Origin of the sequence: Fibrobacter sp. UBA4297 (genome assembly GCF_002394865.1) — a bacterium.
Classification (GTDB): domain Bacteria; phylum Fibrobacterota; class Fibrobacteria; order Fibrobacterales; family Fibrobacteraceae; genus Fibrobacter.
Map to the genome: position 1 here is coordinate 119651 of NZ_DGUZ01000009.1, position 20238 is coordinate 139888.

At 50.2% G+C, this 20238-nt stretch carries 18 protein-coding genes; 13 read left to right on the top strand and 5 right to left on the bottom strand.

The features are described from left to right. Nucleotides 1–1299: a hypothetical protein gene (locus B3A20_RS03755; protein WP_290762016.1), complete on the top strand. Its 1299-nt coding sequence runs from the start codon at nt 1–3 to the stop codon at nt 1297–1299. Nucleotides 1300–1385: 86 nt separating this feature from the next. Here the strand turns inward: B3A20_RS03755 and hisI are convergent, their stop codons facing one another. The 3 genes from hisI to B3A20_RS03770 all read right to left on the bottom strand — a co-directional run bounded on the left by hisI (nt 1386) and on the right by B3A20_RS03770 (nt 6075). After that, complete coding sequence (gene hisI / locus B3A20_RS03760; RefSeq protein ID WP_088659320.1) at nt 1386–1736, bottom strand: phosphoribosyl-AMP cyclohydrolase; 351 nt, start codon at nt 1734–1736, stop codon at nt 1386–1388. A 46-nt stretch (nt 1737–1782) separates the two neighbouring features. After that, nucleotides 1783–3054 carry a glutamate-5-semialdehyde dehydrogenase gene (locus tag B3A20_RS03765; protein WP_290762022.1) on the bottom strand — a complete coding sequence of 424 codons (1272 nt, stop codon included), beginning with the start codon at nt 3052–3054 and terminating at the stop codon, nt 1783–1785. Between the two features lie 189 nt (nt 3055–3243). Beyond that, the gene (locus B3A20_RS03770; RefSeq protein WP_290762025.1) at nt 3244–6075 is read right to left on the bottom strand and encodes a glycoside hydrolase family 2 protein; all 2832 of its coding nucleotides are present in this window, start codon (nt 6073–6075) and stop codon (nt 3244–3246) included. A gap of 281 nt (nt 6076–6356) precedes the next feature. Between B3A20_RS03770 and rplU the strand changes: the two genes are divergently transcribed. The 5 genes from rplU to B3A20_RS03795 all read left to right on the top strand — a co-directional run bounded on the left by rplU (nt 6357) and on the right by B3A20_RS03795 (nt 11013). Beyond that, nucleotides 6357–6842 carry a 50S ribosomal protein L21 gene (gene rplU, locus B3A20_RS03775; RefSeq protein WP_072828036.1) on the top strand — a complete coding sequence of 162 codons (486 nt, stop codon included), beginning with the start codon at nt 6357–6359 and terminating at the stop codon, nt 6840–6842. Between the two features lie 3 nt (nt 6843–6845). Continuing rightward, nucleotides 6846–7106, top strand: coding sequence for a 50S ribosomal protein L27 (gene rpmA / locus B3A20_RS03780; RefSeq protein ID WP_088641122.1), 261 nt, complete (start codon nt 6846–6848; stop codon nt 7104–7106). Nucleotides 7107–7337: 231 nt separating this feature from the next. Beyond that, a complete protein-coding gene (locus tag B3A20_RS03785) occupies nt 7338–7661 on the top strand; it encodes a hypothetical protein (protein ID WP_290762031.1) in 324 nt (107 codons plus the stop codon). Nucleotides 7662–7702: 41 nt separating this feature from the next. After that, a complete protein-coding gene (locus tag B3A20_RS03790; protein WP_290762033.1) occupies nt 7703–10072 on the top strand; it encodes a hypothetical protein in 2370 nt (789 codons plus the stop codon). Between the two features lie 155 nt (nt 10073–10227). Next, nucleotides 10228–11013: an inositol monophosphatase family protein gene (locus tag B3A20_RS03795; RefSeq protein WP_290762036.1), complete on the top strand. Its 786-nt coding sequence runs from the start codon at nt 10228–10230 to the stop codon at nt 11011–11013. Between the two features lie 262 nt (nt 11014–11275). Here the strand turns inward: B3A20_RS03795 and B3A20_RS03800 are convergent, their stop codons facing one another. Then, nucleotides 11276–12817: an acyl-CoA carboxylase subunit beta gene (locus B3A20_RS03800; RefSeq protein WP_014544919.1), complete on the bottom strand. Its 1542-nt coding sequence runs from the start codon at nt 12815–12817 to the stop codon at nt 11276–11278. A gap of 21 nt (nt 12818–12838) precedes the next feature. After that, nucleotides 12839–13687, bottom strand: coding sequence for an ACP S-malonyltransferase (fabD, locus tag B3A20_RS03805; RefSeq protein ID WP_088641118.1), 849 nt, complete (start codon nt 13685–13687; stop codon nt 12839–12841). 241 nt (nt 13688–13928) lie between these two features. Here fabD and B3A20_RS03810 point away from each other — a divergent pair, with 241 nt between their 5' ends. The 7 genes from B3A20_RS03810 to B3A20_RS03840 all read left to right on the top strand — a co-directional run. Continuing rightward, nucleotides 13929–14174, top strand: a complete 246-nt coding sequence (locus B3A20_RS03810) for an acyl carrier protein (RefSeq protein WP_014544921.1) — start codon at nt 13929–13931, stop codon at nt 14172–14174. Nucleotides 14175–14210: 36 nt separating this feature from the next. Next, nucleotides 14211–16604 (top strand): beta-ketoacyl-[acyl-carrier-protein] synthase family protein, encoded by a 2394-nt coding sequence (locus B3A20_RS03815; RefSeq protein ID WP_290762042.1) that lies wholly within the window; start codon nt 14211–14213, stop codon nt 16602–16604. Between the two features lie 21 nt (nt 16605–16625). Continuing rightward, the gene (locus tag B3A20_RS03820; protein WP_073424025.1) at nt 16626–17357 is read left to right on the top strand and encodes an SDR family NAD(P)-dependent oxidoreductase; all 732 of its coding nucleotides are present in this window, start codon (nt 16626–16628) and stop codon (nt 17355–17357) included. Continuing rightward, nucleotides 17357–17800, top strand: coding sequence for a 3-hydroxyacyl-ACP dehydratase FabZ (fabZ, locus tag B3A20_RS03825; protein WP_015732419.1), 444 nt, complete (start codon nt 17357–17359; stop codon nt 17798–17800). The genes B3A20_RS03820 and fabZ overlap by 1 nt, the downstream gene beginning before the upstream one ends. 145 nt (nt 17801–17945) lie before the next feature. Next, complete coding sequence (locus tag B3A20_RS03830; RefSeq protein WP_290762045.1) at nt 17946–18656, top strand: lysophospholipid acyltransferase family protein; 711 nt, start codon at nt 17946–17948, stop codon at nt 18654–18656. Next, nucleotides 18656–19504, top strand: coding sequence for a patatin-like phospholipase family protein (locus B3A20_RS03835; protein WP_290762047.1), 849 nt, complete (start codon nt 18656–18658; stop codon nt 19502–19504). The genes B3A20_RS03830 and B3A20_RS03835 overlap by 1 nt, the downstream gene beginning before the upstream one ends. Before the next feature lie 331 nt (nt 19505–19835). Further along, the coding region (locus B3A20_RS03840) for a Glu/Leu/Phe/Val dehydrogenase dimerization domain-containing protein (RefSeq protein ID WP_290762050.1) at nt 19836–20238 on the top strand (403 nt) is incomplete at its 3' end.

The following is a 20238-nucleotide window of genomic DNA, read 5'->3' on the forward strand; positions in this document are numbered from 1 at the left end:
ATGAAAAAGATTTTATTTGTAATTTCTCTGTTGCTTGTTTTGGGAAATGCTTTTGCGACACCTTCCAAAAAGGAGCTTTTCTCTCGTGCGCGAGATGCTCTTAAGACATCGCTAATTGATAGGGATTATGAGCGAGCAAAAGAGGCTATTGAGTATTTGAAGTCGAATTTGGATGAAGGTGCTCCCTTCTGGGACTTTGAAGAATATCTGTCGCTTATGGAAATGGGCGAGTATGATGCGGGCATCGAAATATATGCAAATGCTCGCCGCATTGTGCTGGATTCCTCTTACCATCCGGAAGTAAAAAAACGCGTTAACCCAGAAGCGGACCCGTTGCATCTTTATTTGTACCGTAATGTAGTCCCATTTACAAAGTCAACTGCGGACTCGCTTTCGAATCTTATTGAAAATTCGAACGCTAAGCAAGAAAATAAGGAACTGTTTACGACACTCCTTTATGCAGAACTTGTCATTGGCATGCGGACTTTTAGCTATGGTGATGGCGTTAGCTTTATGTACAGAGTAATTGCTGATACTACTGCCGCAGAAAGTTTCTTGCAAAGTGCTAAAAAGTATATTGATGATTTTTCCTATACCGTTCACGCCCAGTATTTGAAAGAACAGGTTGTGCCTTTTGTGCAAGGCTACATGGATAAGCAACGCGAATTCCGTAGAGATCCGATTGCACATAAGTTTTATACTGGCGGCTTTGGAATCTATGCTGGCACGTGGCTTGGATTTTTATGCGGTGAAATCTCTGATATTGCGGAAACTGAGATGGGCACGCCGTTACAGTTTGAAGTAGAATTTCGTGTCAAGCGTTTTTCTCTTGCCGCTTTTATGCAATTTGGGATGATTGTAAAGCCAAAGATGATTCGCGAATTTTATACTGAAGATTCTTCATTTGATGGTTTTTACGGTAGTGATGCCATAGATGAATCTGTAGATGAATCGTTCGGTGTCACACTTGGCTTTACTGCTTATGATTCTCACTATTTACGCGTTGAACCGTTTGTTGGCTTGGGTGTTACTTATATGCCCGGCTTATCGACACCGTTGTTTGACGAATTCTCTACAGGTGCACAGTGGATTATGGGGGCTAATGTGGACTTCCGTTTTGCGGCAGGGAATCCTCAACGCATTGGAGCCATGTCTTTTGCCGGCATTTTGCGCTTTAAGTACAAAGTTATGTTTGGTACTGCAGAAAGCAGTACAGGAAGTAATGGTGGCTACAAACCGCCATCATACGGGACGATTCATCATGAATTTGGCCTCTCTTTAGGCTTTAATTTGTGGTAAACGCAAGAGAAAAATTTTAGCCCGGCGAATGCCGGGCTATTTTAATGATATAATTTTTGGAATTTCACGTCGATTACGCGAACTCTTTACTTATCGCATGTTTTGAAGAAGCAGCTGCGAGCGCCCGTGTGGCAAGCGACTTGCGGCCCCTGCATGCGTACCTTGAAAAGGAGCGCGTCGGAATCGCAGTCGGCAGCCCATTCGACGACCGTCATCACGTTTCCGCTGGTGTCGCCCTTGTGCCAATATTCCTTGCGGCTACGGCTCCAGAACACCATCTCGCCACATTCGTGCGTGCGGCGGAGGGCTTCTTCGTTCATCCATGCCATCATCAGCACGTCGCCTTTGTCGGCATCCTGGACGATTGCCGGTGCGAGCTTTACGCCACCGAATTCCACTTCGAATTTAACTTCTTTAATCAAGTCTTCAAACTTCATCTTTCGTCTCTCGTCTGTAGGCGCAATGCGCCGTTCTTTCGTCTAATTATCCACGCACCTGGCCATTGCCGCGGAGAATCCACTTGTAGCTGCAGAGGCTTTCGACGCCCATCGGGCCGCGAGCATGGAGCTTGTCCGTAGAAATGCCCACTTCGGCGCCGAGACCGTATTCGCCACCGTCTGCAAAGCGCGTGCTGGCGTTCACCATGACGCTGCTGCTGTCGACGTTTGCGACAAAGTAGTCCTGAACGCTTGCGTCTTCCGCAACGACAGCTTCCGTGTGGCGGCTGCTGTTCTTTTCGATGTGGTCGCAGGCTTCTTCGACGTTATCGACGAACTTGACGCTAGCCTTGAGGGCAAGGTATTCGTGATGGTAGTTGCTATCGTCGCCAATGTCCTTGATGCGGCTGTCGTGCGATTGGGCATCCTTGTTGCCAAAGAGTTCCACACCGCGGTCAGCGAGGCAATCAATGAGCTTCTTGACGTTTGCATCATCGATGTGGCGGTCGATAATCACGCATTCCATGGCGTTGCACACGCCCGTGCGCTGCGTCTTGGCGTTGATGAGAATGTTTACAGCCTTTTCCATGTCGGCGGACTTGTCCACGTACACATGGCAGATGCCGTTGAAGTGTTTGATGACAGGAATCTTGCTCTGTTCGACGACTGCGCGGATCAAACGTTCGCCACCGCGAGGAATCACGAGGTCAAGGCAATCGTTGCGCTGCAAGAGCATGCCCACGAGGTCATGGCTCGTTTCGGTCACGAGCTGCACGGCGTCCTTGTCGACGCCGTTTTCTTCAAGCGCCTGGTGGAAAATCCCGGCGAGGCACTTTGCGGAGTTTAGCGATTCCTTGCCGCCGCGGAGAATTACGGCATTGCCCGCCTTAAAGCAAAGGCATGCACCGTCAATCGTGACGTTCGGGCGACTTTCAAAAATAAAGAACACAGAACCTATCGGCACAGCGACACGGCTAATCTTGATGCCGTTCTTGAGTTCACGAGATTCAAGAATGCGACCAAGCGGGTCGGTAAATGCAGCGATTTCTTCGGCGCCCTTGGCCATCGATTCAATGCGGGCATCGTTCAAAGTCAGGCGGTCCATCTTGGAATCGTCGAGCTTACCGGCGGCAGCTTCGAGGTCGAGCTTGTTGGCGGCGAGAATTTCCGGCTTCTTTGCACGGAGGATTTCAGCAACACGTGCGAGCACGGCTGCGCGCTTTTCAGCGCTCAATGTACGAATTTTCTTGCTCGCGTTCTTTGCATTGTTGGCGAGCTCGTCAGAGTATTTTTCCAAATTAATGTTATTCTGTGTCATATTGAGTAATATAGAAATTTAATAAGTTCTGCACTGGATCCTTCGGGCTGTCGCCCTCAGGATGACGGATTGCAACGAAAAAGTCCCGCACCAGGGCGGGACTCTTGTAATTACTAATTATACGCTTCGGCCCTTCGGCTGAGCTCAGGGACCTGGACCTTAATAAGGCTGGTGAGCCTGCCGAACCAACTACAGCAAGTTCACGATTGCCGTGAACAGCGCATCCGAAAGGGCGTTTGTTTCCAAACCTTCAATCACGCTGAACTGGTTGAACATGATCTGTCCCTTGCCAAACGGCACGAGCTGCAGGTCCACACCCGTCTTGATTTCGCCATCCTTGAGTGTCACTGAACGTGCATAAACCTTAGCGCCAGCGAGCTCGTTCAACGAAATGCCCGGCATAGCCGATGCAGAGTTGTGGTCGAGAACGCCGTTGCCGCCGAACACAGCGAGGAGCGGAGAATCCTTCGGCAAGTAGTGCAAGCTGAATTCGTTTGCGCCTGTGGTCCAGTGGGCTTCGATCTTGCTTTCAAAGTTGTGGCTCTGGTTCAAAAGGTCGATATCTTCAGTCGTCATATCGGAGAGCAACAGCGTCTTGCCGCCGTTCTTCGTGACTTCGATAATCTTTTCCAAGATTTCATCTGGCCAAGAACTCAAGTTTGCAGTGAAGATAATTTGTTCGGAACCGTCGAGAGCGGCGAGCACATCGCTCGATTCGTCATAGTTATCCAAGAAGCAAACCTTGCTCATCGCTTCCTTCACGTCGGCCTGTTCAATCACGATCAAGTCTTCGTAGCTAGAATGGATTTCCTTGCCGCAATCCTTGAGCGTGAGCTTTATCTTGTACATGCCGGTTGCGCGCGGAGCCATCAATGTGCAAATGCCAAGCTGCGTAAGAGTCTTCTTTTCGGCAGGTTCTTCGGGCATGACCTTCTGCGTGTTGAGTACTTTGTCCTTAGCGTCAAGGAGCGAAACTTCGATTTCCACGTCTTCTAAACGGCTGTTGTTCAAAAGCGTGAGCTGGAAACTGACTTCGCTCTGCGGAGTGACGACGTGTTCCAGTTCGCTGATGAGCACGCGGCTAGGAGTCGTGATTTCGCGAGCGAAATTCTGGATGCCCTTGGACTTTCTGTTTTCGTCGTTAAGGCCGCTGAAGTCGGTGCCGTTGTCGGCCCACTGGTCGAGGAAAAATCCGGAAATCTGCGGGTTGCTCTGGAATGCCGTAATCTGGTCGTACTTGCTCTTGAGGGCAATGCGGTAAACATCGGCGTTGAATGATTCGAAGTTCGGCCAAATGGAGAGCTTGCTATCGTCGACGAACGTTTCCACAGACTTGAATTCGTTTTTGATGGCCTTCTGGCTCTTGACGCTGCGAGGACCGGCGATGGTGGTTGCGCGCTTCGGGAAGAGCGTATTGTTCTTGAGCGTCACCAAAACCTTGTTTTCGATATCGTTCAAAATCGGTTCTTCTTCATCCTGGAAGTGGCTGTCACCAAGACCCGTGTCAGGAACAGCGAGTTCCGGATCTTCCTTGTCGAACATGTGGGCGAGGTAGTGCGTGTAAGCGGCACTCGGGTTTAAACGCGGGTTCACGCGCATCGTGGCGTACTGCGAAATACGGTCGATGGAAACCGGGATAATCTTACCCGTATCTTTGTGGAAGTTTGCTTCGTTGTCGAGGTAAATACTGTTGAAGTTGCTGATAGCCGGGCGGCAGGTGTCGATCGGGCTAATAGCGTTCAAAAGCTTGTTACCGTTCTGGAGCATGAACGTTCCGTTTTCGGAACCGAGAATCCAGGCGGCGATACACGGATGGTTGTGCTGGTCCTTGACCATGTCGTTGATGAGCTTCTTCGTGATTTCGAGACCCTGTGCGGTAGAACGCATCGTGTGGATCGGGAATTCCTGGAACACGAACAAACCAATCTTGTCGCAGATGTCGAGAGCCGTGCTGCTGAGCGGAGCGCCACAAGAACGGATGACGTTGAAACCTGCCGCCTTCACGGCGTTTAAGTCCTTTTCGAGAGCCGGGTTCTGGTCTGTCCAGAGGCCGCCTTCGCTCCACTGCTGGTTGTAGCTCACGCCCATGAGCTTCACGATGGAGTCGTTGATGTAGTAGTCACCCTTGAGGCAGTCGAACTTGCGGAAGCCGAACGTCTTCACGACAGGGAAGGTGTATTCCGGAGCCTTGCCCTTGGCGCCCTTGATTTCGAGCTGCATTTCAATCGCAAACAGGTTCGGACGTTCCGGACTCCAGACGCACTTGTCCTTCTTCCAGTCCTTGATGCCAAGCAAGAACTTCTGCGTGGCGTTTTCCTTTTCGAGCTTGATATCCTTGAAGAATTCGTAAACGTCGCCATTCGGGTTCTTCATGAGGATGCGGAGGCGGGACTGGTAACCGCGCGGGTTGTTGAAGAAAGCTTCAACAGAAACGCGTTCCTGGTCCATGTCCGGTTCGACGTGAATGTCAGAAATGAATGCGGCGTTGCCGAGAATCAAGTCTACGTGACCGCAGATACCGCCATATGGATACTGCGACCAGGGGAGGCCAACCGGCATTTCTCCCGGGTGGGCATAGCGATCATTTGCGCCTTCCTTGCTTTCGCGACCGAAGTCAATGCGGCTATTCGTTGCACCCATGTTTGCAACGCGGATGCAGAGGATGTTTTCTTCGCCGAGCTTGATTGCCTTCTGCGTTTCAATGACAAAGGACGTGTAGGCGCCAAAGTGGTCGCCCAAAAGTTTACCGTTAAGCCAGATGGTGGCGTGCGTTGCAATCTTTTCAAAGCGGAGGAAAATGCGCTTTGTGACCTGCTTTTCGTCGTCAATCGTGAATCTCTTGAAATAGAATGCGCAGTCCTGGGCCATCAAAAGCTTGTCAAAAGCTCTTTCCCAGATGTGGGGAACGCTAACAGTCTGTGTTTTTTCAGGATACGTTGCATACCAACGATTGGAGATGCCGGTGTCTTCCGTGTCCCAGATCATCTGCCAATCGCCATCAAGGCTGATAATTTTGCTCATTAGGGGATCCTTTATAAAATTCCGAAGACAATTTAGCAAAAAGAGATGTGAGACGAGTGACGAGAGACGAGAGAATAGGCTTAAACGAGCTGCTTTTCTTTCTTTTTCCCGCACTATCGTCATCCTGGCAAGCCTTCTCGTCATCCTGAGATGAAGTCGATGTGTCCAGTTATTTCTCGAAAATGCATTTTTTTATCATTTTTCACTCCTGTGCCCCTTTGATTTTCTGTGCACTATTACTAAATTTGTGGTCCCAATAGCAACCTAAAAAGGATTACAAAATGTATTCTATTGTTGAAGCAGGTGGTTTCCAGTATAAAGTCGAGCTCGGCAAGGCCTACAAGCTCCCGTTGATCGACGCCGCTGTTGGTTCTGAACTGGAGCTCAAGTCCGTCCTTCTTTTCTCCGGAAAAGAAGTGCAAGTCGGCACCCCTGTCCTGAATGATGCTTCTGTCAAGGTCGAAATTCTCGCCCATGGCAAGGAAGACACGATTATCGTGTTCAAGAAGAAGCGTCGTACTCGTTACGAACGTCGTAACGGTCATCGTCAGGGCTATACCGAGGTGCTCGTCACGGAACTCCGCTCTGGCGCTGAATCTGCAGTCGTAGACCCTCAAGTTATTACCCGCAACCGCGCTCGCGTGGCTGCCCTTGCTAAGCAGAAGGCTCAGAACAAGCCGCTCACTCGCAAGGAAAAGATCGCTCAGGGACTTCCGAAGCCGGCTAAGGTCAAGAAGAACTCTCTGCGTAAGGCTAAGGAGGCTTAATCCATGGCACATAAGAAAGGTCAAGGTTCAGTACGTAACGGCCGCGACAGTAACGCCAAGTATCTTGGTGTTAAGAAGTATGCGGGCGAATCCGTCAAGGCTGGCAACATTATCGTTCGTCAGCGCGGTTCTCACTTCCACAAGGGCAACAATGTCGGTATGGGCAAGGACTTTACCTTGTTCTCCCTCGTTGATGGCACTGTGAAGTTCGAACGCCTCGATGCAAAGCGCCAGAAGGTCTCTGTCTATCCTGAAGAAGCCTAATAACTTTGGTTAGCTTTTAAAAGCCGGACGCGAAAGCGCCCGGTTTTTTTTTATAAAACAAACTTTATTCTCCGATGATTGTGCTGAAGCCCACAAGGGCGCGCTTGCCAGAATCCATGTATCCCTGAAAATATACGAGATAGCGTTTTTTGTCTATGGCCTTGCATTGTAACGGGGGCAGCGGCAATTTGTATTCGAATTGATATTTGTTCCAGTTTAAGCTTGAAGGACATGCTTTCTTTGCTCCAACCGCAAGAATTTTCGCTTGACAGTTTGCGCGATCCGTTTAGTTTGCCAAAGCAGTTTATGCCAAAACCGAAACCTGCTCCGATCAAGGTCGTAAAGCCCAAGGAACTTCCGCCGCCTAAGGAACATCCGCCCATTACTCTTGACGCCATTTTGCCAGGAAATAATCCTGTTGCCATTCTCAAATTCCATGGGGAATCTGCTGTCGTGAGCGTCGGTCAGAAGATTTGGGAAGTTACAGTTATCGCCATCAAGAACGATTGCGTTATTTTGCGCGATGAAATTGGAAAGTTTGAGTTGAAATATTAATTTTATCATTTGTGTTTTTCTACATTATTAGCGTGAATCCTATGCGCTTTTTAAAACTTTATTTCTTGTCTCTTGTCGCTCTGTTCTTCTTCGCCTGCACCGATGATGATGAAGGCCCTGAATTCATGTTCGACAGGGAAATTTCGGAATATTCTGTTCTTTACGATTGTGAAACAGGTGATTCAGATAGCAATTCCTGTTTTAAAATCCGTTACCGCTATCCGTACCGTCTTGATGATTATGCGGGGTTGTGCCTTTGGTTTGATACGACAATTGTTAACGACACTTCTAAGGCGGTAAGCGATAAGCAGATTCGACTTGCTCACGATACCTCAAATGAGGAAACTTATTTCCACGAGTACAAGAAGTCGGGCCGTTATTACGACACAATCGATGTGTCTAAAATGGTTGCGCCGTTTATCAAAGACGGCTATGATTCTCTTGTGGTTGCGTTGTTCAGCGAATATACGGATGGAGGTGACCCGGGAGCGGTTCAGCATTTGGTTTTGCATTTTAAGGACAATTTTGCCCCGTCGATTGTTGTGCCAGAAGATTCTGTTTGGTCCAATGGAGTGCTTCTTTCATGGGATCGCCCCACAGACCAGACGAGTTTCCATACGCTTGGTACCGGTTCCGGGAAAATTTACGGTTACAATATCGATCTTTATGCTATTGACCGCCCTGATGAGGATATCCGTAATCTCAAGGTGACTGTTCAAACGCCTGCAGGTGTTGACTATACTGGAGATAAACTGTTTAAGCGCAATGCTCAGCTTATCCGTATGGATTCGTTCTATGTTCAGCAACTTCAATCAAATGATAAGGACAAGAACCATCTTCGCCTTGTTATTTTTGATGGTGAAGGGTATGATGCCTCTAATCCGGCAAAAAATCATTTCCGCATGATTATCGAGGGCCTCCGTACTAGGTCCAATACCGATAACTATGAATACAAGATAGGTTTTTCGTCTTGGGATGCCGTAGGTAATCGAAGTGGTTCCCAGGGGGGGGAGGCGAATCCCAAAAACTGGAAAGGGATCATGACTACGGATTCTATCGCGCCTTTGATCGGTAGAAAAATCTTTACGGAAAAAGATTCGCTTTTCCCGCAAATGGCAAAGCTGGATAGCAATAATAGAGTCCGCATTTTCTGGAATCGTAGCGTGGACCCGCTCGTGTTTAAGCATGGGATTACGGTTGATTCTATGGTGAATATTCCGCGCGGCTGTGATTTCTGGGATTGCTACGAGGATGTGTCGAGCTATGTTGTTGAGTATTACAATAAGCTAGATAAGTCTTGGAACAAGTTCTCTGATGCCGATGAAGAAGGTCTCTATAGCGCACGCTACCGCAGGACCGATGATGGTGAATTTGTGTATGACGCCCTGGATACGGCGAGCTTTGTCTCGTACACGATCCGTCGTGTAGCGCCGGGAGACACGTTGCGATTGCGCATTCTTTCGGTCGATAGCTCAGGGTACAAGTCGGTTACTTTGGTGGACTCAGTTTTTGTTTCGCTGGGTAAGCTCGGTGATGAATTGAAATGCCCGGAAGGCTTTGTCGCTGTTTCTACGTCGGACTCGACTTCGCTTTGCATGGAACGCTTTGAACATCGCGATACCGATGGTTCGTTTATGACGAATGTCCTTCATTCTGAGGCGGTCGCGGCCTGTGAGGCGATGTCTGCAAGTGGGTTCGAAATATCCCTTTGCCGAGAACGCGATTGGGAGCTTACTTGTCTTTCGGGTGGCTTGCTTCCGTATGGCGTTATTGAAGAAGATGATTCAAAGTCTTCGGATTACCTCTTCCGCTATTGCAATGTGAGCACTGGAAATGCAGCTATGGCGGCTGACATTGGTAAGCGTGATGCAAGGTGCATGAATCCGATGGGTGTGAGGGACTTGCCTGGCCAGTACCAGGAGTGGGTGTTGGGGCGCTCCGAAGATTCCATTGCCGTTTTGAAGGGCTCTAGCTACAAGATTTTTGAAGGTCTCGATCGCGAATCTATTGCATACTGCACCAACCGAGCCTTCCCGTTCTATACGCGTCCGGCATACACGCAGGATTCCGTGTATCTATACCGCGAAGGCACCAAGGTCGATACCGCTTATGCCGCTGATACGACAAGAACTTTGTTCAAAATTTTGACACAAAAGGATTTCAAGGATACGCTCCAGTTCTATGATGTCGTCGATGCGAATGGCAAGGTGATTGGCAAGGATTTCTCGCTTTATTCCGAGTACAAGAAGGGCGGGGATGCTTGGTTGGATTCTCTTGCAAATGGACTCACGTACAAGCCGGCCAACAAAGAAGCTGTGTTTCTCACGGGCGAGATGCGTTATTATCGTCAGGCGTCTTCGTTCTACAAGTCGCCGACCATTGGTTTCCGCTGCTGCGCGTACAAGAAGTAGGCGAGAGCGGTTTGGCTAGATCACCGACCTTGTGTCATCCTGAGCGAAGTGCAACGGAGTCGAAGGATCCTGTGAATTAGATGAAAGAAATACTTGACATTCATGTCATTCCCGCGTAGGCGGGAATCTCCCTTTTATATAAAGGTTTGAATAAAATGAACACAGATGAATTTTTGAGAGTTGTCGCGGACCTTGCCCGTAAGGCGGGCGACCTTTGTCTTGAACTCCAGAACAACCTTGGCGATGTGCGCTATAAATCAGTCAAAGACGTTGTGACTATCGCCGATGTTTCCAGCGAAAAACTCATTGTCGATGGGTTACGTGCTGCTTTCCCCACGCATTCCATTCGCACTGAAGAAGCGGGCATAATTGAAGGCTCCGACCCGCGCTATCGCTGGATTATCGACCCGGTCGACGGCACGGTGAACTTTAGCCGTGGCATTCCGCTGTGGGGAATTTCTATTGCGCTCCATTTTGAAGGCAAACCGCTAGTGGCTGTTGTTAATTTACCCAAGCTCGGTGAACTCTACACTGCAGCAAAAGGCATGGGCGCGTTCATGAATGGTAAACAAATTCACGTGAGCCGTGAATCGAATCCGACTCATGCGATTGTTTCAAATGGCGATTTCAACGTGGGCGATGCCGCAAAAATCAATGCGCTGAATTCGCACAATTTTGCCCGTGAAGCTGAAACGTTTGAACGCGTGAAGTGCTTGGGCTCTGCTGTGATTGAAGGCTGTTTCACGGCTTGCGGTCGCATTGACTGCTTTGTGATGACCATGAGCTATCCGTGGGACATCGCGGCGATTGCGCTCCTCGTCGAAGAAGCGGGCGGCAAGTCCACGCATATCGATGGCTCTCCCATGCAGTTCGTCGACGCCGAACAGGTCATCTTTAGCAACGGGCTCTTGCACGACACCCTCGTGAAAACTTTGCAATAGGCGCTAGCCGAACCTTTACTGGATTTTAAAAAGTCATCCTGGAGGCACGAAGTGCCGATAAGACAACCTCAAAAGGCGAGCGTTGCAGCTATGCTTGCATAGATATAACCGAGCCTAAGAGGTTGGGGCTTGCCCCATCCGTTATTTCTCGTATAACAAAAAAATCCCGATTCTTACGAACCGGGACATTTCAATTGCTTTATGCATTAGCCAATAGCTATGAACTAACCACTGTCTACTGCCTACTGTCTACTGCCGAAGGCTACAGCGGAATATTTCCGTGCTTCTTCCAAAGCACAGCCTTCTTCTTGTTCTTCAAGTTTTCGAATGCAGAGACAAGGCGGTCGCGAACGCTCTTCGGTTCAATGACTTCGTCAATGAATCCGTTGCCTGCGGCAATGTACGGGTTCAAGTACTTTTCTTCGTACTGAGCGATGTACTGTTCGCGGAGCTTGGCCGGTTCTGCAGATGCGGCAATTTCCTTTCTGCGGAGAATGTCGACAGCGCCTTCAGCACCCATAACGGCGATCTGAGCAATCGGGAGGGCGAACACGCAGTCTGCACCGAGGTTCTTGCTGTTCATGGCGATGTATGCGCCACCGTAAGCCTTGCGGAGGATGAGCGTCACGCGCGGCACTGTTGCTTCGGCGTATGCAAAGAGGAGCTTTGCACCGTGGCGGATAATGCCGTTGTGTTCCTGCTTCGTGCCCGGCATGTAACCCGGAACGTCTTCGAGCGTAAGGATAGGAATGTTGAAGCTATCGCAGAAGCGGACAAAGCGTGCTGCCTTATCGCTAGCGTCCACGTCCAAAGAACCGGCGAGGTACTTCGGCTGGTTAGCGACAACGCCAATCACGTTACCGTCGAGGCGGATAAAGCCGATGACAACGTTCTTTGCAAATTCCGGCTGGATTTCGAGGAAGGAATCCTTGTCGGCAAAGCAGTTGAGCACGTCGCGAACATCGTAAGCGCGCTTAAAGTTGTCCGGAATGATTTCTTCGATATCGGCGGACTTGTCCACGATTGTACCGGCCTGAGCGACAGACTTGTCTGTGTTGCTCTGCGGGAGGTACTTGAGCAAGTTACGCACGCCTTCGAGGCATTCCTTGTCGTCCTTGTACACGAAGTGTGCAACGCCGGACTTGGAAGAATGAACGCCTGCGCCACCGAGCTGGTCCGGGGTCACGACTTCAGCAGTCACAGCCTTCACGACAGCCGGGCCCGTGATGAACATCTGGCTCGTCTTTTCGGTCATGAAGATAAAGTCTGTAATAGCCGGGGAGTAGCAAGCACCACCTGCGCATGGTCCGAGAATCACGGAAATTTGCGGAATCACGCCACTTGCCCAAGTGTTACGGGCAAAAATGCCACTGTAACCGTCGAGGGAGCTAACGCCTTCTTCGATACGGGCGCCACCGCCGTCGTTGATGCTGATGAACGGCACCATGGAATCAAGGGCGAGGTCCATCACGTGGCAAATCTTCTTCGCGTGTGCGGAACCGAGAGAACCGCCGCTCACCGTGAAGTCCTGGGAGCAAGCGTAAACCGGGCGGCCATTGATCTTGCCGTAACCCGTCACGACACCGTCGCCGTAAATGCGCTTGGATTCCGGGAGCTCGATGCTCTGGGAAAGGCGCATGGCACCGATTTCCTTGAACGTGCCCTTGTCAAAAAGGATTTCAAGGCGTTCGCGGGCGGTGAGCTTACCCTGGGAGTGCTGTTTTTCTACACGAGCGGCGCCGCCACCGGCTTGAGCCTTGGCGTTGCGTTCGCTCAACTTTTCTAAATACGATTTATCCCACATAGTATTCCTGTGTGTTTGCGCTTACTTCTGAATGCGCTTGATAAGGTTGGTAAGAACTTCGCCGGGGCCAAGTTCCTTAAATTCTGTGGCACCATCTGCAATCATGTTCTTGACCGTCTGTGTCCAACGGACGGGGGAGGTGAGCTGAGTGAGAAGGTTTGCCTTAATTTCGTTCGGGTCCGTGTGCGGCTTGGCATCTACGTTCTGGTAGACCGGGCAGACCGGAGTCGAAAATTCAGTTTCTTCGATTGCCTTTGCAAGTTCTGCACGGGCGCTTTCCATGAGCGGGGAGTGGAATGCACCACCGACCTGCAGCGGAACGACGCGCTTCACTTTACCGGTGAGGTAGGCGGCGACTTCGTCGATGCCCTTCTTTTCGCCAGAAATCACGACCTGTCCCGGGCTGTTGAAGTTTGCCGGAACAACGGCTGCGTCCTTGACCTGTGCGCAAGCTTCTTCGACGAGTTCATCAGAACCGCCGAGAACAGCGGCCATAGTACCCGGGCGGAGTTCGCAAGCCTTCTGCATGGCTTCGGCACGCTTTGCAACGAGCTTGAGGCCTGCTTCAAAAGTGATGGCGCCCGTGGCCGTGAGTGCGGAGAATTCGCCGAGCGAGTGCCCAGCGGCCATATCCGGCTTGCCACCCTGGACCTTAGCCATAGCAACAGAGAGCAGGAACACTGCCGGCTGCGTGACTTTCGTCTGCTTGAGGTCTTCTGCGGTGCCGTTGAACATTACATCCGTAATGTTGAAGCCGAGAATTTCGTTTGCCTTTAAGAACATCGACTTTACGTCGGCGTTCGATTCGAATAAATCTTTGCCCATTCCTGGGAACTGAGAACCCTGACCGGGAAATACATATGAAATCATGGCTCAAATTTAGTAAATAATATTACTGTAAATGGTATTTATATATTACAGAAAACATACTTTTTAAAAAAGTTTACAATACGCTTTTGTCCCAAAACACACTATTTAATATAGGTGTGATGCCGATTTACCTTTTATCCCTAAAAACTGCATTTTGTACGTTTTTTGTGAAAACTGCAATTTACGAAAGAATATTTTTCTATCTTTGCACTAAAATTTTATCAAAAGAGGATACAAAAATATGGCAAACGAAGAAATCAAGAGCAAACTCAAGGCATTCTTTATGTCCGATCTCGGCGTAGATGGCGATGTCCTGAATTACGATACTCCGCTTTTCGGCGAAGAAATCGGTCTTGACTCCGTGGACTCCCTTGAAATCATCTCCTTCGTCGATGACAACTTCGGCGTTTCTATGACTGGCGTTGCTAAGGAAAACTTCCAGAGTATCGACACCATCGCCGCTTTCATCGAAAAGAACAAGGCTTAATCAAGCCTTTTTATTTGAGTATTGTTTGGAATTTCTATGACTTCTAATAATCGTCGTTGTATTGTTTCTGGCCTTGGCGTTATCTGCGCTGTAGGTAATAATGTTGAAGAAACCTGGAAAAACGCCCTGAATTCCGTCTCCGGTATTCACAAGACTACTTCGCTCGATACCAAGAACTGCTATGCAGACCTCGCTGCCGAAGTGAACTGTGATACGCTGGACGATATCGAATGCCCGGACGAAAAGGACCGCGCCTCCAAGCTTTGCATCAAGGCTATGAAAGAAGCCTTGAACGATGCTGGTCTCGGTGACTTTGCCGATAGCAGCCGCGTAAGCGTCATTATCGGTAGCTGCGTGGGTGGAGTCCTCAGCATTGAACAGTACCACCGCCACGGTAAAAACGTCAACGAAATTCCGAAGATGCCCATTGCCGCAATCGCCTCCCAGGTGGCCGAAGCTTGCCATGCGGGCGGCATTGTCACAAACGTGGGTAACGCTTGCGCGGCCGGTACGATTTCCATTGCTCTTGCTTGCGACCTTATCCGCGCAGGTAAAGCCGATGTCGTGATCGCCGGTGGCTCCGACTCCTTTGCTTCTGTTCCGTATTCCGGCTTCCTTTCTCTCCATGCTTTGGACGAAAACGGTTGCTCTCCGTTCAACCACTGCAACGGCATCACCCTCGGTGAAGGCGCTGGCATCGTGATTGTCGAATCTCTGGAACATGCCGAAAAGCGTAATGCCAAGCGTTATTGCGAAGTTCTCGGCGCAGGCGTCACAAGCGACGCTCACCACATTACGGCTCCTCGCGAAGATGGCGTCTGCCTTCTTGAAGCGATGGACCGCGCTGTCAGGAATTCTGGCATCAAGAAGTCTGACATCGGTTACCTGAACGCTCACGGTACGGGTACGGGCAAGAACGACAATGCAGAAATCAATGCATTCCACAAGTTCTTCGACGAAGAAAATCCGACCTTGAGTGTCAGTTCGACCAAGGTAATGACGGGCCACTGTCTCGGCGCTGCCGGTGCAATCGAAGCCGTGTTCAGCATCAAGGCTCTCACGACGAACACCGTACTCCCGACGCTCCATTACACCGCCGAAGATTCCGAAGCCCTCAAGGCTAAGGTCGGCACAATGGACTATGTGCAGAACACCCCGCGTGCCAAGGAACTCGAATGCGTCATGAGCAACAACGTCGCTTTCGGCGGCACGAACGCAAGTATTGTGTTCAGCAAGAAGCCGGGCGATGTGCAGAGCCAGGTCGCTAAGGATAAGAAGATTGCTGTGACAGGTATTGGCATTGTAAGCCCGATCGGTAACAGCAAGGAAATTTACCTTGACGCCGTCAAGAACGGTAAGCTCCCGGAATCCGCTTCCATTTGCTCTACCGTCACGAACGACGATTACAAGGAACTCGGCATCAAGATGGCCTTCTACCGCAAGCTCGACAATCTGGGCCAGCTCCAGACCGTGTCCGGCATGCGCGCCCTCAAGGATGCAAACTTTACGGTCACTGAAGACAACGCTAAGCAGATCGGTATCATCGTGGGTACTAGCGAAGGCGGCCTCGGTGCCACTTACGATTTCGAGGAACTCATTGCCGAAGCTGGTAATGCTGGCGGTAGCGCCTTTAAGTTCCCTCACACAGTTTATAATGCCGCCGGTGGCTACCTCTCGATTCTCTCTGGAATTAAGGGCTACGGCGTCACCATCACGACGGGTCCGCTCTCCGGTCTCGATAGCATCGGCTACTCCATGAACGTCATCCACGACGGTCAGGAAGAGGCTATGATGGCTACGGGTACGGACGAAAACCTCCCGATTATCACTGAACTTTGCCAGAAGATGAACGTCGCTGCCGACAAGGTGGTGGAACCGTATTCCAACTCCAATGGCTTTGTAGTGGGCGATGGCTCCGTTTCTATCATCATGGAAACCGAAGACTACGCCAAGTCCCGTGGCGCAAAGGTTTACTGCTATGCCCTCGGTTACGGCAATGGCCGCAAGAACGTGAAGTTCGGTCACATCTCCGGTTCTGACGAAGCTCTTGACCTTGCTATCAAGGACGCCCTCAACGATGCTGGTATCGGCATTGACGAAATTGACGCTGTCTGCGGTTTTGCAAACGGCTTCAAGAAGATTGACGATATCGAAAAGGGTGCATACGCACGCGTGTTTGGCGACAAGCTTGCAAGCCTCCCGCTCTTCCAGGTGAAGGAACGTGTGGGCGAAGGCCGTGCCGCTTCTGCTACACTCGCCGCTGCCGAAGCTGCGCTCATGCTCGGTGGTGAACTTGCCGAAGAAAACGCCTACTTTATTGCAAATGGCGAAGTCACAAAGAAGAAGGTCGCAACAGCGGGCTTCAAGAAAATCTTGGTCACTTCCTTTGCAACGGGCGGTTCTTACAGCGCCGTTGTTCTCGGTAAATAATTTTTTGAAGGAGAATTTATAATGAAAGTTGCAATCGTTACTGGTTCTTCTAAGGGGATTGGCAAGGCTTGTGCCCTCCGCCTCGCTCGTGACGGCTACACGGTCGTCGTAAACTATTCTAGCTCTGATGCTGCCGCTCAGCAGACTTTGGACCAAATCAAGTCCGAAGGTGGCGACGGCATGATTTACAAGGCTAACGTTGCCGTGCTTGCCGAAGTCAAGCAGATGGTGCGCGATGTTTTCAAAGCCTACGGCCGCATTGATGTTCTCGTGAACAATGCCGGTATTGTTCGCGATGAATACCTCCTTATGATGAATCCGGACACGCTTGACAAGTGCTTTGACTTGAACGTGAAGGGCTACTTCTACTGCGCACAGCAGGTCGCTGTCAAGATGTACAAGCAGAAGTCTGGCGTTATCATCAACATGTCTTCTGTTTCTTCCAAGTTCGCACTCGCGGGCCAGGCTGTTTACAGTGCTACAAAGGGCGCCGTGAACTCCTTTACGCAGACGCTCGCCAAGGAACTCGGCGGTTACGGCATCCGCGTGAACGCAGTCGCTCCGGGCTTTGTCGCTACTGAAATGATCGAAGCCATCCCGGAAGAAACCCGCAAGGGCTACCTCGAAAAGGTGCCGCTCAAGCGCTTTGCCTCTGCTGACGAAGTCGCAAACGTCGTTTCTGCTCTCGCTTCTGACCAGTTCGCTTATGTGACGGGTCAGGTCATCGTTTTGGATGGAGGTCTTTCCCTGTGATGAACATTTACCAGATCAGCGAAAAGATTGCCCAGCGTCCGCCGTTCCAGATGATCGAAAAGGTCACGGAACTTGTCCCGAACGAATCTGCAACGGGCATCAAGAATGTCTCCGTGAACGAACCGTACTTCATGGGCCACTTCCCGGGCACCCCGATTATGCCGGGCGTCCTCATTTGCGAAGCCTGCGCCCAGCTCTGCTCTCTCGTTATCGAGAAGCCGGCAGAAGACCTCGAAAAGAACTTGTACGTTCTTTTGAAGATTGACGGTTTCAAGTTCGTGAAGCCTGTGATTCCGGGCGACCAGCTCGAAATCTCCGTCAACAAGACGAAGGGCGGTGGAGTCATCGTTGGCTTTGACTGCGTTGTCAAGGTGAACGGCAATGTCCACGCCAAGGGTTCGCTTACGTTTACGAGCATCCCCAAGGAATCTTTGGGCAAATAAATTAATTGTCCTTTGTGTCATTCCGGCCTAGTGTGCTGAGCTATGACGATCTGTCATTCCGGCCTACCTGTCCTCGCGCCTGTCCTCGCTTGACGGGGATGACGGGGACGAGCCGGAATCTCCAAATAGAAAAATACGTTTGCGGATGATTGAGAAAGCGAAAAATATAATTGCTGATTTGTTCTGGAAGTTTGTGCTCATCCTTGTTGTTTACGGGGTGCGCACTTACTTGTTGATTGTCTATCGCCCAAAGATGAAGTTCTTGGGCTCGGTAAAGTCGACGGATTTGAAGCAACCGATGATTATTATTGCAAATCACACGAGCATGCTCGATCCGCTGATGTTGCAGTCCTTGTTCTTCCACAAGCGCAGTATCGTTGTTGCTAAGGATCAGGTCGAAGACCCGCATTTCCATTGGGCTCTTTCGCGTTTCAAAAATGTCATCCCATGCGACCGCTTTAACCTTGATACCGAATGGGCGCTCCTTGCGAAGAAGGAACTTGAAAAGGGCAATTCCGTTATAATCTTCCCGGAAGGCAAATGCCGTTATGATGGACTCATGAACGAGTTCAAGACGGGTTTTGCTTTCCTCGCTCGCAGTACGGGCACTCCGGTCCTTTCTGTGGGCATTGACGGCATTTACAAGATGGGTCACCGCACGCAGATTGTGGTGGACGAACCCGAAAAGATTGAACGCGTGAAGGGTATCCCTTCTTCTAAGCATCTTACAGAACGTAGCGAATACTTCCGTCAGAAGGTCTGGAATTTGAAGCAAATTGCTTTGGGACAGCAAGGGGCTATTCTCCCTGTTGCCGCTGAAACGCCTGAAGAAGTTGTTCTTGAGGAGAGCAAGTAATGAAGATTGGCTTGGCTCTAGAAGGTGGTTCGCGTCAGACGATATTCTCGGCAGGCGTTTTGGACGCTTGGCTCGATGAAGGTATTTATTTCCCGTATATTTCGGGTGTGAGTGCCGGTTGCCATGCGGCCATGAACTTTGTCACGCGCCAGCGCGGCCGTTTCCGCTACATTATCCAGCCGACCAAAATCCAGAAGGGTAGCGACAAGGCTCATCGCATTTTCGATGGAATCCAGAAGGAATGCTATGCGCTCCATTATAACGCGGCGTATGGCGACATGCCGTTCGATTTCCACCTGTTCTTTGGTTCGGGCGTTGAATGTGAATTTGGCATGACGTGCTTGGAAACGGGGCGTTCCGAATTTTTCCAGGAATACATGAGCGAAAAGCGTTTGCTCGATATCGTAAATGCGAGCAGTGCCCTTCCGGTGCTTTTCCCGATTGCCGAAATTGACGGCAAGCATTATGCGGATGGCTGCGTGACATCTCCGATACCGTTCCGGCGTGCCTTTGAAAAGGGCTGTGACAAGGTCGTGGTGGTTTCGACGCATTACCCCGGCGAAATCGTGACGGACTTCCGCAAGTACCGCGTGATTTTGAATCCGATGTTCAAGCGCAAGTATCCGGATTTCTTCCGTGCGCTCATGTTGCGTTACAAGCGTTACGAGAAGATGTTTGCCGAGATGGAAAAGCTCGAAAAATCTGGCAAGCTCTTGATTTTCCGCCCGGAAAAAGAAGTCTGCGACCTCTTTGCGACGGATCGTAACGAACTCGACGAATCCTACAACATGGGGCTTGAATACGCCAAGCGCCGCATGAACGACCTCAAAACGTTCATGGAAATCTAGTTTTACATTGTCACCCCGGCTTTTTTGCAATGTCACCCCGGCCACCGTGCCGGGGTCAGTATCTCGTATAACAAAAAACATCGCCTTGAATGTAAAACTTTCTTTACTAAATTTTGCAAAAATTGAAAACTTACAAAAATGTAAGTGTTTGCACTCTAGACCCTCGATTTTTAGCGAAAAAAAGCAATCAATAAAACTGATAAAAAACTAACTTACAAAAATGTAAGAAATTGAAGATTTTTACTCCTTTTTCACTTTTTCGGAGCACCCTTTACTATCTTTACAGACGTTAAAACATTAACAATCCAAACTCTCAACGGAGATACAAAAAATGGCAATCAAGAATGCTTACCTTCAGAAAGTCTATGACAAGGTCGTCGCCCGTGATCCGGACCAGGCCCTCTTCCACCAGGCTGTCCGCGAATTCCTCGAATCCCTCGACCCGGTCCTCGAACAGGACAAGTCTTGGGAAACCAACGGCGTGATCGACCGCCTCGTCGAACCGGAACGCGTGATCACTTTCCGCGTACCTTGGCTCGATGACAAGGGTAACGTTCAGGTCAACCGTGGCTACCGCGTGCAGTTCAACTCCGCCATTGGCCCGTACAAGGGCGGTATCCGTCTCCGTAACGAAGTGACGCTTTCCATGCTCAAGTTCCTCGGCTTCGAACAGATCTTCAAGAACAGCTTGACCACGCTCCCCATGGGTGGTGGCAAGGGCGGTTCCGACTTCG

Bases quoted from the DNA above. Each gene is read 5' to 3' on its own strand.
- B3A20_RS03755 (WP_290762016.1), top strand. From the start codon at position 1: ATGAAAAAGATTTTATTTGTAATTTCTCTGTTGCTTGTTTTGGGAAAT.
- B3A20_RS03820 (WP_073424025.1), top strand. From the start codon at position 16,626: ATGAAAGTTGCAATCGTTACTGGTTCTTCTAAGGGGATTGGCAAGGCT.
- B3A20_RS03770 (WP_290762025.1), bottom strand. From the start codon at position 6,075: ATGAGCAAAATTATCAGCCTTGATGGCGATTGGCAGATGATCTGGGAC.
- B3A20_RS03800 (WP_014544919.1), bottom strand. From the start codon at position 12,817: ATGTGGGATAAATCGTATTTAGAAAAGTTGAGCGAACGCAACGCCAAG.
- B3A20_RS03785 (WP_290762031.1), top strand. From the start codon at position 7,338: ATGCTTTCTTTGCTCCAACCGCAAGAATTTTCGCTTGACAGTTTGCGC.
- hisI (WP_088659320.1), bottom strand. From the start codon at position 1,736: ATGAAGTTTGAAGACTTGATTAAAGAAGTTAAATTCGAAGTGGAATTC.
- B3A20_RS03795 (WP_290762036.1), top strand. From the start codon at position 10,228: ATGAACACAGATGAATTTTTGAGAGTTGTCGCGGACCTTGCCCGTAAG.
- B3A20_RS03830 (WP_290762045.1), top strand. From the start codon at position 17,946: ATGATTGAGAAAGCGAAAAATATAATTGCTGATTTGTTCTGGAAGTTT.
- fabD (WP_088641118.1), bottom strand. From the start codon at position 13,687: ATGATTTCATATGTATTTCCCGGTCAGGGTTCTCAGTTCCCAGGAATG.
- rplU (WP_072828036.1), top strand. From the start codon at position 6,357: ATGTATTCTATTGTTGAAGCAGGTGGTTTCCAGTATAAAGTCGAGCTC.
- B3A20_RS03790 (WP_290762033.1), top strand. From the start codon at position 7,703: ATGCGCTTTTTAAAACTTTATTTCTTGTCTCTTGTCGCTCTGTTCTTC.
- B3A20_RS03815 (WP_290762042.1), top strand. From the start codon at position 14,211: ATGACTTCTAATAATCGTCGTTGTATTGTTTCTGGCCTTGGCGTTATC.
- B3A20_RS03810 (WP_014544921.1), top strand. From the start codon at position 13,929: ATGGCAAACGAAGAAATCAAGAGCAAACTCAAGGCATTCTTTATGTCC.
- B3A20_RS03765 (WP_290762022.1), bottom strand. From the start codon at position 3,054: ATGACACAGAATAACATTAATTTGGAAAAATACTCTGACGAGCTCGCC.
- rpmA (WP_088641122.1), top strand. From the start codon at position 6,846: ATGGCACATAAGAAAGGTCAAGGTTCAGTACGTAACGGCCGCGACAGT.
- fabZ (WP_015732419.1), top strand. From the start codon at position 17,357: ATGAACATTTACCAGATCAGCGAAAAGATTGCCCAGCGTCCGCCGTTC.
- B3A20_RS03835 (WP_290762047.1), top strand. From the start codon at position 18,656: ATGAAGATTGGCTTGGCTCTAGAAGGTGGTTCGCGTCAGACGATATTC.